We start from the raw sequence: 12,749 nt of genomic DNA on the forward strand, positions 1-12,749 counted from the left end.
AAGGGCAGAGGCAAGAAATTGTTCCGCATCTGCTTTTCCGGACAGCGGGTAAGGGACTAGCGGATGAACATCTGTATGGTGGCAGCAGGTAGACCAAACTGTTCAACACTTTTGGTTGGAAATATCCGGTTGCCCAGACCGGCCGGCATGGCGACGTCATCTTCGGACAGATTTGCCCGCAGTTGCAGCGTTCGAGCACCGAAGGTCCAGTCGATGAACAAGCAACGATCCGGAGCGTCGATGACCGCCCCCGCATAGCCGGCCGCATCCGCAAGCAGAGGCACGATCTTTTCCTGGCGAAGAGCAATGAGGCGGCGGATGAAGCCGGACCACGCCAAGGCGCCTTCGGTATCGGCCATGGTCCAGTCGATCTTGCTGCGGGTAAACGTGGCATGCGCGTTTGGATCCGGAATATCCTCATCCCGCGTTCCCTTGGGGAGGCCGCCAAAGTTTGCAGCCTGTTTTGGCCGGTTGTCCCGGACAGCCTTTGCGATATCACCCGTATAATCCGCGAAAAAGTGAAACGGGCTGAGCGAGAGATGTTCGTCGCCCATGAACATCAACGGTATTTGCGGCGACAACAGCAGCATCTCCGTCAGCGCCCGGTAAATATGGCGATCCGTACTTAGATGAAGCCGGTCTCCCAGCGCCCGGTTTCCCACCTGGTCATGGTTTTGCAGAAAATGAATGAAGGCGGTAGGTGGCAGGGATTCTGTTGGCGGCGGGTTTTCGCTGACGATGGACTGGCCAGGCTTCAAATATCCGCTTGCCAGGACATGCCGCAGCTTGTTCCAGGTATCGTCCTTGAATGGCTCGAAATACCCGGTATCTTCGCCCGTAATGGCAACGTGCATCGCGTGATGGAAATCATCGTTCCAGTCCGCCTTGTAAAAACGGCCGTCAGACTGAGCGGCCATGAGATCTGTGCCATTTGCTGGGTTCTCTGTGATCAGATGGATATGCCGCCCGCCGGTCTCCTGGCGAACGGAGCGCACGATCTGCTCAAGGATGTGAATATCGCTGTCGTCTTTGATCTGATCGATGGCGTCGAAGCGAAGCCCATCCAACCGGAAATCTTTTAGCCAATACAGCACGTTTTCGATGAAATACGATCGAACCTCATCCTTTTCGTAGTCGATTGCGGCTCCCCAGGGCGTATCGGCATCCTTGCGAAAAAAGCCGGGCGCGTATTGGCCGAGGTAGTTCCCCTCCGGGCCGAAATGATTGTAGACCACGTCGAGAAAGACCATCATCCCCAGACCATGGGCTGTATCGACGAACGCCCTGACATCATTCGGGCTGCCATAGGCGTTATGCGGCGCAAACTGCAGGACGCCATCGTAACCCCAGCCGCGTGTCCCCGGAAAATGCGCAAGCGGCATGATCTCAACAGCGGTGATGCCCAAGCTTGCCAGATAGGGCAACTTGCCGATGGCGGCCCGGAATGTTCCCTCGTCTGTGAAGGCACCAATATGAATCTCGTAAAACACCGCCTCTTCCCACGGCCGGCCGATCCATCCTGAATTCTGCCAGAGGTAATGATCTGAACTGGTGAGAACCGAAGGTCCATCGAGATTGAGGACCTGTTGGCGCGACGCCGGATCACCCACCAGGTTTCCGTCTGTCAAAACGAAACCGTAGATAGATCCGACAGCAGCAGCCGTCTCGACATGATGCCATCCGTCTCCTGTCTTGGTCATTGGATACTTCGTGCCATTCAAGAGAAGATCGACGGCATCTTCGGCCGGTGCCCAAAGCTGGAACCGGAAGCTGCCATCGGCCAGGCGCCGAGGTCCCCAGCGCTGCCCGGTTACCGGTGTGTTCGCGCCCGAAACCCTGGTGATGTCAGCGCTCATCGCAACAGCCCCTGTCCGCCATCAACCCAGATGGGCGAACCTGTAATATGCCGGGCCTTGCCGGAAGCAAGGAATGCAATGACGTCAGCGACATCCTCGCTGCGGCCCGGATGTCCCCCGGTGATCGGAACCTGTCCATCCGGCCAGATCACCGGAATTGCCGTCTCGTCCTCTTTGCGCAGCGACGTGTTGGATTCAATATTCGTGTCGATCTCGCCGGGACAAACGGCGTTGATCCGAATGTGGTGGCGCGCCAGTTCAAGCGCGAGCTGCTGGACCATGGCGACCTGCCCTGCCTTGGTTGCGGTATAGGCTGTGGCGCCCGGTGTCGTGAATGTGCGGGTGCCGTTGATGGAGGAGACCACGACGATCGATCCGCCGCCTGACGCTTTCAGATGGGGTACGGTCGTGTTGATCGTCAGGAAAGTTCCCGTCAGATTCACAGCGATCGTGTTGTTCCACTCCTCAAGCGTCAGATCATCGATCGGTGCCCACACACCATTGATGCCCGCATTGGCAATAACAGCATCAATCCGGCCGAAACGTTCGACAAGTTCACCCGCTGCGCCGCGCATCTGAGATTCATTGGAAATATCCGCCTTCAGCAGCACAGCCTGACCGCCATCAGACACAATCTCCCGCACCACATCCGCAAGATCATCTTCGCTGTGACCGAGCGCCCCGACGGCATATCCTTCCCGTGCAAGAACAAGCGCCGATGCGCGTCCTATGCCGGACCCCGCTCCCGTAACCAACGCTACCCGTTTACTCATGCTACTATCCCCACTGATCGATCCGTTCAGAACTAGGGGCGGGGCTCGTTGGTTCCAGCTTTAACCTGGGTTTAGACAGCTCATGGTCTGAGACGATTTCTCAAACCAGACTGCATCGCCCCCGGCTCGCGAGAATTCACAGGGGAAACCGGATATGCGCGACGATGGTTTCGCTTCAGTTGAATGAACAATCCGGCTCTTTCTGCCGAATTGCGCAGGATTGCGACGGTACCTCCCGTGAGTGAACAAGGCACCCTTAGGGCACCACCGGACCCCCCTGCTTGCGGGTCCACAAGGACTGCATGAACATCCGCAACCGCTCGATCTCGACAAAGACGACGGGCGTCATGAACAGTGTCAGCACCTGGCTGACCAGAAGACCGCCGACGACGGCGACGCCGAGGGGTTGGCGCAGTTCGGAGCTTGCCCCTGTTCCGATCGCGATCGGCAGGGCTCCGAGCAGGGCGCAGAACGTCGTCATCATGATTGGCCGGAAGCGGCGCACGGCGGCCTGGTGGATGGCATCCAGCGTTGCGTGATGTTCGTCGCGCTGCAGCGACAGGGCAACGTCGATCATCATGATCGCATTCTTCTTGACGATCCCGATCAGCATGAGAAGTCCGATCAGCGCGATGATCGACAGGTCGAAGCCGAAAATCTTCAAGGTCAGGAGAGCACCGAACGCCGCAGATGGAAGGCCGGACAGGATCGTCAGCGGGTGCAGGAAACTCTCGTAGAACACGCCGAGCACCACATAGATCGTCAGAACCGCCGCGCCGATCAACAGGCCGGTATTGCCGCTTGCCTGTTCGAATATCTGGGCGGCACCGGCATAGTTGGTGCTGACGGATGCGGGAAGTTTGATCTCCTGCTTCAGCGCGTCGATCCGTGCCGTTGCCGTGCCAAGCGAAACGCCCTGCGGCAGATTGAACGACAGCGTCACTGCGGTCAGCTGCCCGGTCTGGTTGACCGTCACCGGGCCTGCCTCGCGGGTCACCCGGGCAAAACTGGAAAGCGGCACCAGCGCGCCGGAGGACGATGGTACGCGAATGGCGGCCAATGTCTGCTCGTTCCAGGGCAGAGACTGATCATATTCGAGGATGACGTCGTAATTGTTGCCGGTCGTCTGGATCTGGGTGACGACGAAACTGCCAAATGCCGCCTCGAGCGTTGTCCTCAGGGCCTCGGCGGTGATGCCAAAACTGCTCGCCCGATCGTTATCGACCACAACATGCGCCTGCAGGGCGTTGTTTTGCAGATCGGAGGCAACATCGACGAAAAGAGCCGGCTCGGCGCGCATCGCGTCGCCCAGCGTCTGCGACCATTGCCGGGCTGCAGCGGCATCGATGGATTGCAGGACCACCTGATAAAGACTTTGCGTGCTGCGCCCGCCAAACCGCAGGCTTTGCGACGGGGTGATAAAAGCTTTCAATCCGGGCACAGCAGAGAGCGAATGCCGCAGGTTCTTCAAGGTCTCGTCAAGCGGCCGCCGTGCGTCCCGGCTTTTTAGCTGTACGAGCAGCGAACCGGTATTCAGCGCCGACCCCCCAGGTCCGGCTCCCAGCGTCGAGGTGACGTGCTGAACGTCCGGATCTGCCGAAACGATCGCCGCCGCCTGCGCCTGCAATGCGCTCATCGCCTGATAGGAAATATCCTGCCGCGCCTGCGTCGATACGGTAAGGATACCGATGTCCTCCGTCGGAAAGAAGCTGCGTGGCAGGCTTGCAAACATCCAGCCGGTGGCGGCCAGCGTCGCAACGAACACCATCATGACGATCGCCCGATGCTCCAGGCACAAGCCGACGGCGCGTCCATAGCTAGCTGTCACTCTGTCGAATATTCCTTCACGCGGGCTATCCCCGTGCTGTTGTTGCGGCAGGCGCGCCGCCAGCATCGGCGTGACGGTCAGCGACACGACGGCCGACGACAGAATGGCCAGGGTGACCACCACGCCGAATTCATTAAGGACGCGGCCGACAATACCACCCATCAACAGGATCGGCAGAAAAACGGCAACCAGGGAAATCGACATGGAGATGATGGTCCCCGTCACTTCGCGGCTGCCTTCGATGGCGGCCTCAAAGGGCGCAACACCTTCCTCCACCTTGCGGACGATGTTTTCCAGCATCACGATGGCATCATCGACGACAAGCCCGACGGAAAGCGTCAGTCCAAGCAGCGAGATGTTGTCGATGGAAAAGCCGAGGACATACATGAAGCCGACGGTGGAAATCAGCGAGAGCGGCACGGTCAGCGCAGGGATCAACGTTGCCGAAACGCGCCTCAGAAACAGGAAGATCACCAGGACAACGAGGCCGATGGTGATCGCCAGCGTCGTCTCGACATCGTTCACCGAAGCGCGGATGGAGACCGAGGCGTCGTTGACGATGTTGATATGCATGCCCGGCGGCAGGCCCGCCTGCAGTTCCGGAACCTTGGCCAGGATGGCATCGACAACAGCAACGGTATTGGCGCCCGGCTGGCGCTGGATGGCGAGCGCAATGGAGGGCTTTCCGTCGAGCCAGCTGCCCTGATTGATGACGGAAACGCTGTCCTGGACCTTGGCGACATCCCCCAGCCGCACGATCCTGCCGCCCGGCTGCGCGATGATGAGCGTCTTGAAGGCATCGGCATCGGCGCGCTGGGTCGGAATATCCACGGTCAACGCCTGCGATCCGTTTTGCAATGTACCGACCGGTGACTGATTGTTGGCAGCAGACAGGGTCGAGGCCAGACCGTTCAGCGACAGGCCGCGGCTATCCAGCTTGCGCGGATCGACCTCGATCCTCACGGCATAGGCCTTCGCGCCGAAAACCTGCGCCTGGGCGACGCCCGAAATGGTCGAAAGCGCCGGCGAGATGATGTTTTCCGCCACATCATCCATCTTCGACAGAGGTCCGCCATCTCCCGTCAGCGCCAGGATCAGCACTGCGGCATCGGCTGGATTTGCCTTGCGGTAGCTCGGCGGCGTCGTCAGGTTATCCGGCAGCTGGCGTTGCGCGCGCGCGATCGCTGCCTGCACGTCGGCGGCTGCGGCATCGATATCGCGCGACAGGTCGAACTGAATGGTGATCTGGGTATTTCCGAGCGAAGAGCTGGCGCTGATCGTGTCGATCCCGGCGATCGTTTCAAATTGCTTGATCAACGGTGTCGCAACCGAACTCGCCATCGTGTCGGGCGACGCACCGGCCAGCTGCGCCGAAACGTTGATCGTCGGAAAATCCGCCTGCGGCAAGGCGGCGACCGGCAGCTGAGAATAGGCCGACACGCCGGCCAGAATAACGCCGACGATCAACAGGATGGTGGCGACCGGCCGGCGAATGAAGAGTTCGGAGAATGTCATTTCGCGGCGTCTCCGCCGGCTGGAACGCCAGAACCCTTCCCCGGCAACACGGGCGCCGCCGCCGTGCCGCCGCTGGCGGTAGCGATCCTCACCCGGCTTCCATCGCTCAACCCTGCCTGCCCTTCGACAACAACCGTCTCGCCGTCTTTCAAACCGCTCGTCACGCCCGCCGTATCCCCGGCATTGAAGGCGACCGTCACCTTGCGCTGTTCGACGGTTTTGTCCGGCTTGACCACATAGCCGATTGATCCATCGCCATTCGGCTGAAGAGCCACGACCGGCACCAGTACGAGACTATCTCTTGTGCCGGCATTGACTTCGACATCCACCGACTGCCCCGGCCACAGCGCCTGCGTGTCATTGGACAGCAGCGCCCGCAGCTTGAAAGTGCCGGACGCCGGATCGACCGCGTTGTCGATAAAGACGATCGGGCCTGTCACAGCATGGCCGTCGCCATCAGCAAGCATGGCTGACACGGACACCGTCAGCACCTTGTTTGCCAAAGCGGACCGGGCCAGATCGAGATCCGCTTCCGACAGCACGAATTCGGCATAGACGGGCGCCATCTGCGTCAGCGTTGCGACCTCAGCACCGGCGGAGAGATAGGCACCAAGCGATGGGATGACGACGCCGAGCTTGCCGTCAAATGGTGCGGTAATCCGGGTCTGCGTCAGTGCAACCTGGTCGGCCTGCAGGGTGGCATTGTCGATACCGACAGCCGCCGTCGCCTGTTTGACGGCAGACACCGCATCGTCATATTGCTGGCGCGTATCCGCGCCGTCGCTGTTCAGCTTTTCGATGCGCTTGAGTGTGGTATTGGCATTGTCGAGAGCAGCCTGATCCCTGGCAAGAACGGCTGTGTCGCGTTCAATGTTTGCCCTGATCGTCCTGTCGTCCAACTGAACCAGCACGTCGCCGGTTTTGACGTTGTCGCCATCCTTGACCAGAACCTTTGTCACAGTTCCAGCCGCCGGGCTGCTGAGAGCGGTCGACGCAATGGGCGTGATCGTGCCAATCGTGTGGCGAAGGACCGGCAATGACCCGGCCTTCGCCGTGGCAACCGCCACGGTGACGGCCTGAATGCCTGTCTGTGCAGGCGCTTTGTCCGCAGCGATTGCGCCAGCCGGCTGAGCGGGGGATGCGCGCGAAATTCGATCGGAGATGACGGAGGGCAGATAAGGCGCCAGCTGCGCCCGAAAAAAGAAAATGCCGCCTGCGGCAACGAACAGGAAAATCAACCAAATCCGCAGCCGCATCAAACTGTCTTTCTAAAAAGAGAGCATGTCGATCATATCGGAAAATATAACCCACAGAGCCATAGTCGCTTCGCGCCAACATACCCTGTCCCGCTTCTCTTTATGCATTAAATTCTGTCCATGCGCGCAGATTTCCGTTGCCACAACCTAGGTCTGGCGAACGGCTATATCTTGCGAGATGGTAACCCTCTCTCCCCGGTTTCAACTTTGTAATGGCGCCGTAGCGACCAGCATCGCGGCGGCAGTCCGCAGAAACGCCGGCCTCCCCTTTACAATGGGAGGCCGGCGCAAATTTCCGGATCAGGCCACTTTGACCGTTATGGCATCGACGCCATCGACATGGCCCGCCATCACGTCGCCGGAAACGACCGCACCGACGCCTGCGGGGGTTCCTGCGAAAATCAGATCGCCAGCCTTCAATTCGAACAAGCGCGAGAGATAGGCGATCATTTCAGGCACCTTCCAGAGCATCTGGTTGAGATCGCCATTCTGGCGCAGTTCGCCATTGACCTTCAGCCAGATTGCGCCGGCCGCCGGATGACCGACCTTGGAAACGGGATGCAGGACGCTGCAGGGTGCGGAGGCCTCGAAAGCCTTACCCGTCTCCCATGGCCGGCCGGCTTTCTTGGCTTCTCCCTGCAGGTCGCGGCGCGTCATGTCGAGGCCGACACCGTAGCCGAAAACGTGATCCAGCGCATTTTCGACCGCAATGTCGGTGCCGCCCTTGTGCAGCGCCACGATCAGTTCGATCTCATGATGGACATCCTTGCTCTCGCTTGGATAGGGGAAATCCCGGCCGGGGGGCACCAGCGTATCGGGATTCTTCTGGAAGAAGAACGGCGGCTCCTTGTTCGGGTCGTGGCCCATCTCGACCGCATGGTCGGCGAAGTTGCGGCCAACGCAGTAGATGCGGTGGACGGGAAAGAGCGCGTCGGTACCGGCGACCGGCATGGTGGGGACAGGCTCGGGCGTGAAGACATAGTTCGTGAGGTGAGGCATTTGGTTCATTATCGCGCTCCTGCGTAATATTCGATGCGTTTTTCAAAGTGTTCGACCGCCGCGGACAGCAACATGGCCGCGGCGAACAGAATGAGGGTGAGAGCCCAGAACCGCTCCATGTCGAAACTGCGGGAATACAGTTCGAAGAGTTCCCCGTAGCCGATGATGGAGACCAGAATCTGGCCGATGACGACGCCCTTGACCCCGCGGATGAGGCCGATGCGGATGCCCGCGAGGATTTCCGGAAGGGCGGAGAGAAGAACGATCTTGGTAAAGATCGTCCAGCGGGAGGCGCCATAGCAGCGCCCCATTTCGATCAGCGATGGCGGAACCTGCATGACGCCGGCCCGCGCATCGAGCACGATGATCCAGACAGCGAACAGGAACACCGTGACGAAGACGGTGGTTTCGCCAAGACCGAAGAGGATCATCAGGATCGGCACCAGCGCCGAAAGTGGCGCGCTGACGAACATGTTGACCCAGAGGCCGAAGATATTATCGACGATCCTCACGCGGCCCATCAGGACACCGAGGGGAACCCCGACGATGATGGCAAGGGCCATGCCGTAGACGAACGAGCGCAGCGTGATCACCGTGGCGCTCTGCCAGGATCCCGTCTGGACAAGGCTGAATCCCGCCGCGATCACCGAAGTCATCGGCGGGATCAGGAAGATCAGATCCAGCCGCCCGACGATTTCCCACAGCAAGGCCCACATCACAAGCGACGCCATCATGGGAATGCGAATACCGAAAAGGGTCATATCACCTACTCCGCATATTGGCGCAGCCCCTGCCAGATTTCCTCGACGACGTCGAGATAACCGGCATCGCGGCGGATGTCGTCGGGAGAGGCGGAGCGGTCGATGCGCGGATCGATGATCTGGGAAATACGGCCCGGCCGTGGCGACAGGAGCACGATGCGATCCGACACGTAGACAGCCTCTTCGATCGAGTGGGTGACGAAGATGAAGGTCTTCTTCTCCAGATCGACCAGCCGCAGCAGGTCTTCCTGGAACTTGCGCCGGTTCTGCTCGTCCACCGCCGAGAACGGCTCGTCAAGAAGAAGGACATCGGCATTGACTGCAAAGGCCCGTGCGATGCCGACGCGCTGGCGCATGCCACCGGAAAGCTCGTGCGGATATTTGTCCTCAAAGCCTGCAAGGCCCACTTCCTCGATATAGCGGCGGGCGGTCGCGTTGCGCTGCGCAACCGATATGCCCTTCAACTCCAGGCCAAAACCGACATTGCGAAGCACGGTCGCCCAGGGCATCAGGGCAAAATCCTGAAAGACGAAAGCGCGTTCGGGACCCGGACCGGTGACCACCTTTCCATTGACGCGGATTTCGCCCGAGGTCGAGGGGACCAGGCCGGCGATGATCTTCAACAGCGTGGTCTTGCCGCAACCGGAAGGCCCGAGAAGCGTCGTCAGCTTGCCGCGCTCGAAACCCAGATTGATGCCGCGCAGCGCTTCGATTTCCCCATATTGCTTGCAGATTTCCCGGACCTCGACGACAGCGTCGCCGACCTTTGCAGCCGTTGGGCCATTGGCGTAAGAAAGCGCGGTATTGGCCATCTTACTTCCTCCTTTTTTCAGGACGCAGCACATGCGTTTCGAAATATTGCAGGCCCGCCAATGTCAGCGTCGAGACCGCGATGATGGAGGCGACCGACGCATACATATGCGCATAATTGGCCACCGACCGGTGATAGGTGATGAGATCGCCGATACCCGTTGGCGTGATCAAAAGTTCCGCCAGCATCACGCCGATGAAGCCGGCGGCGATACCCAAACGCAGTCCGGCAAACAGGACTGGCGATGCATCCGGAATGATGATCTTGAAGATCTGCTGCAGGCGCGTTCCCTGAAAGGAGCGGCACATATCCACAAGTGACGGATTGACGTGGCGCACCGCCTTGTAGGCATTGAGCACGATCACAGGCAGCGCCAGCATGATGACTGCAAGTGTCTTTGCCGTCAGCCCGATCCCGTAGATGAAGGTGACGAGCGGCACGAGTGCCGCCATCGGCGCCGCCTGAAGCACGATGAAAACAGGTGCGAGCAGCCATTCCACTTTGGAAGACAATCCCATGGCAACGCCAAGCGCGATGCCGAGGACGGCTGAGATGGCGACACCAAGAACAAGTGGCTGCAGCGTCAGGAAATAGGCATAGAACATGCTGCCATCAAACAGCATTTCAAAAAAGGCCATCACCGTCTCGCTGAAGGTGGGGAACGCGAAGCTGATGGGGATCAACCCCGCGATCTCCCAGGCGCCAAACAGGATTGCCAGCGACAGCAGGACCCAGAAGGACCGCCTCTCTTCTGCAAACCTGAAAAGCGTCGCGCCGGCCGTGACCGGAGCTTTCTTGGCTCCGATCCCGTCGGTCAGTTTGGTGGGGGACACGGACATCTGCATCCTACTTCGTGCCTGCCTTGGCGAGGGCCGCGTTCAGCGCGCCGAGGCTCCAGAAATCCTCGACCTTCAGTTCTTTCGGATCGCCGGTCAGCGCACCCGATACCGTGTAAAAATCGAAATCGTCGCGGGCCGCATCTTCGCCGCCGCCATTCAGCGGCATGCCGGGAGCGGCCTCCGTGAAATAGGGCTCGATATCGGCGATCATGTCGGGGGTCGCATCCGGAAGCAGCTTGTATTTCTCGCGCAGCGCCACGATCGACTTCGGATCGGCCGCAACCTCGCGCCAGGTCGTCAGGATAGCCTCGACCAGGATTTCGACATCCTTCTCATTGGCGGTCAGATAGTCCGTATTGGCAAAAAGCGCCTCGTCGGTGGCCGCGACTTCCCCGAGCGGCAGGAAGGCAAACTTGCCCGGCGCTTCCTTTTCCAGGATGCGCTTGCCGGACGAATCAACAATTGTCGCCTTGACGTTGCCTTGAAGCAGCGCACCGGTGCGCACTTCGGCGCCCGGCACATAGGCGATATTGGAATATTTGATGCCGTTCTTGTCAGCCATCAGCTGCATGATGGCTTCCGTGCCCGACCCGCGCGAATGGACGGCTATTTCCTGCCCGTCGAGATCTTTCCAGTCCTTGTAGAATTCGGAATTGACGACCGGATAGAACTGCAGCTTGCTCAGCTGCATGAACACGCGGATCGGCGCCTTGACCTTCTGCAACAGCGCATAGGGTCCGCCGATGCCGATATCGGCCTGCCCGCTGACCACGGCCTGTGCCGCGATATCCTCGCTCTTCAAATATGTGACCTGGACATCGACGCCCTTCTCCTTGGCCCGCTCCAGCGCGACCAGCAGATGCAGCGATTCCACCGTCGCGATGTCACCAAAGGCGATCCGCATAGGATCAGCCCAGGCCGCGGCCGGCAATACGGCGGCGGCCGAAAAAACGGCGGCGGCGGTATAGGCCCGAATCCTTCTGGAAAAATTCCTCATTTTGTTCTCCTCCCGTTGCATGGGCCCTCCTCAGAACCCAATTTCAAACCAATTCTGTATTAATACGCCATTGTGTCAACCAATTTATTTGAGATTCTCCTCTGCCAGCTGGACCGTCGAAGCATATAGAGGGCGTCAAATAACCAATAAATAATTGTTTTAAAACACTTTATTTTCAATTTAGAAAATTACAATTTTCATATCGCAATCGTTGACACCACAGTACGCACAAATTATAAGAAAACCCAATTCAAAATTGGTTTCGATAACATGGACGAAAAAACCGACTTTTCAGCCCTCGCAAAACTCAAGGAATTTCTGGCCACAGCAGTCTTGCCCGATGACGGTAGATTGCCTCCCGAGCGCGAACTGGCGGAATCCCTGGATATAGGCCGCGCGGTCTTGCGCAAGGCCTTGGCAACCCTGCAGGCCGAGGGCGTGGTCTGGCGGCATGTCGGCAAAGGCACATTCACCGGTGATCGCCCGATCGACACGGTCGCCGATATCAACTCCATGGTTCAAAGAACGAACCCGCTTGAAGTGATGGGCGCACGCATCGCTTTTGAACCGGAAGTGACGCGGTGCGCTGCGCTGAATGCAACCGCGGCACAGATCGCCGAGATGCGCAGCTGTATGCAAAAGGCGCAGCAGGCGCCGACCTGGCGCCTTTACGAACAATGGGACAATAAACTGCACCGCACCATTGGCGAGGCATCGCAGAACTCGCTGCTGCTTGGCCTTCTCGATACGCTGAACGCCGTTCGCCGGGCCGTCACATGGGGGCGGCTGCGCGACACCCCCCTGCGCCCGCCCGCTGATCACCACAGCTTTGCCGAACATGCACGCATCGTCCAGGCCATCGCCGACCGCGACCCGGCGGCAGCCGCCGAAGCCATGCGAAAACACCTGCGCAGCGTCGAAAGCCGCATGCGCGACACCGGCTGACCCACTATAGATTCTCGACACCCCCTTTAAACAGTTCACAGGAATTCCCATGACAAAGATCAAGGTCGCCAATCCGGTCGTCGAGCTCGACGGCGATGAGATGACTCGCATCATCTGGCAGTTCATCAAGGAAAAGCTGATCCATCCCTATCTGGATATCGATCTGGAA

At 59.3% G+C, this 12,749-nt stretch carries 10 protein-coding genes; 1 reads left to right on the forward strand and 9 read right to left on the reverse strand.

Annotation, left to right across the window (positions count from 1 at the left end; genetic code table 11):
* Positions 1 to 56: 56 nt before the first annotated feature.
* From treZ to ASD32_RS07480, 9 genes are all read right to left on the reverse strand, one after another.
* Positions 57 to 1,856, reverse strand: coding sequence for a malto-oligosyltrehalose trehalohydrolase (treZ, locus tag ASD32_RS07440; RefSeq protein WP_060637379.1), 1,800 nt, complete (start codon positions 1,854 to 1,856; stop codon positions 57 to 59).
* Positions 1,853 to 2,629: an SDR family NAD(P)-dependent oxidoreductase gene (locus ASD32_RS07445; protein ID WP_060637380.1), complete on the reverse strand. Its 777-nt coding sequence runs from the start codon at positions 2,627 to 2,629 to the stop codon at positions 1,853 to 1,855. Before ASD32_RS07445 ends, treZ begins: the two co-directional genes overlap by 4 nt.
* A 256-nt stretch (positions 2,630 to 2,885) precedes the next feature.
* On the reverse strand, positions 2,886 to 5,972 hold the full coding sequence (locus ASD32_RS07450; protein WP_060637381.1) for an efflux RND transporter permease subunit: 3,087 nt from the start codon (positions 5,970 to 5,972) through the stop codon (positions 2,886 to 2,888).
* The gene (locus ASD32_RS07455; protein WP_082546677.1) at positions 5,969 to 7,228 is read right to left on the reverse strand and encodes an efflux RND transporter periplasmic adaptor subunit; all 1,260 of its coding nucleotides are present in this window, start codon (positions 7,226 to 7,228) and stop codon (positions 5,969 to 5,971) included. Before ASD32_RS07455 ends, ASD32_RS07450 begins: the two co-directional genes overlap by 4 nt.
* A 300-nt stretch (positions 7,229 to 7,528) precedes the next feature.
* Positions 7,529 to 8,236 (reverse strand): fumarylacetoacetate hydrolase family protein, encoded by a 708-nt coding sequence (locus ASD32_RS07460; protein WP_060637382.1) that lies wholly within the window; start codon positions 8,234 to 8,236, stop codon positions 7,529 to 7,531.
* Positions 8,236 to 8,988 carry an ABC transporter permease subunit gene (locus ASD32_RS07465; protein WP_060637383.1) on the reverse strand — a complete coding sequence of 251 codons (753 nt, stop codon included), beginning with the start codon at positions 8,986 to 8,988 and terminating at the stop codon, positions 8,236 to 8,238. The genes ASD32_RS07460 and ASD32_RS07465 overlap by 1 nt, the downstream gene beginning before the upstream one ends.
* Before the next feature lie 5 nt (positions 8,989 to 8,993).
* Positions 8,994 to 9,800 carry an ABC transporter ATP-binding protein gene (locus tag ASD32_RS07470; RefSeq protein ID WP_060637384.1) on the reverse strand — a complete coding sequence of 269 codons (807 nt, stop codon included), beginning with the start codon at positions 9,798 to 9,800 and terminating at the stop codon, positions 8,994 to 8,996.
* 1 nt (position 9,801) lies between these two features.
* Entirely contained in the window at positions 9,802 to 10,638 is an 837-nt protein-coding gene (locus tag ASD32_RS07475; protein WP_060637629.1) for an ABC transporter permease, read from the reverse strand.
* Between the two features lie 7 nt (positions 10,639 to 10,645).
* Entirely contained in the window at positions 10,646 to 11,635 is a 990-nt protein-coding gene (locus ASD32_RS07480) for an ABC transporter substrate-binding protein (RefSeq protein ID WP_060637385.1), read from the reverse strand.
* A 270-nt stretch (positions 11,636 to 11,905) separates the two neighbouring features.
* Between ASD32_RS07480 and ASD32_RS07485 the strand changes: the two genes are divergently transcribed.
* Positions 11,906 to 12,580, forward strand: a complete 675-nt coding sequence (locus ASD32_RS07485) for an FCD domain-containing protein (RefSeq protein ID WP_060637386.1) — start codon at positions 11,906 to 11,908, stop codon at positions 12,578 to 12,580.
* Positions 12,581 to 12,749 lie beyond the last annotated feature (169 nt).

The organism is Rhizobium sp. Root483D2 (assembly GCF_001426685.1).
GTDB lineage: Bacteria > Pseudomonadota > Alphaproteobacteria > Rhizobiales > Rhizobiaceae > Pararhizobium > Pararhizobium qamdonense.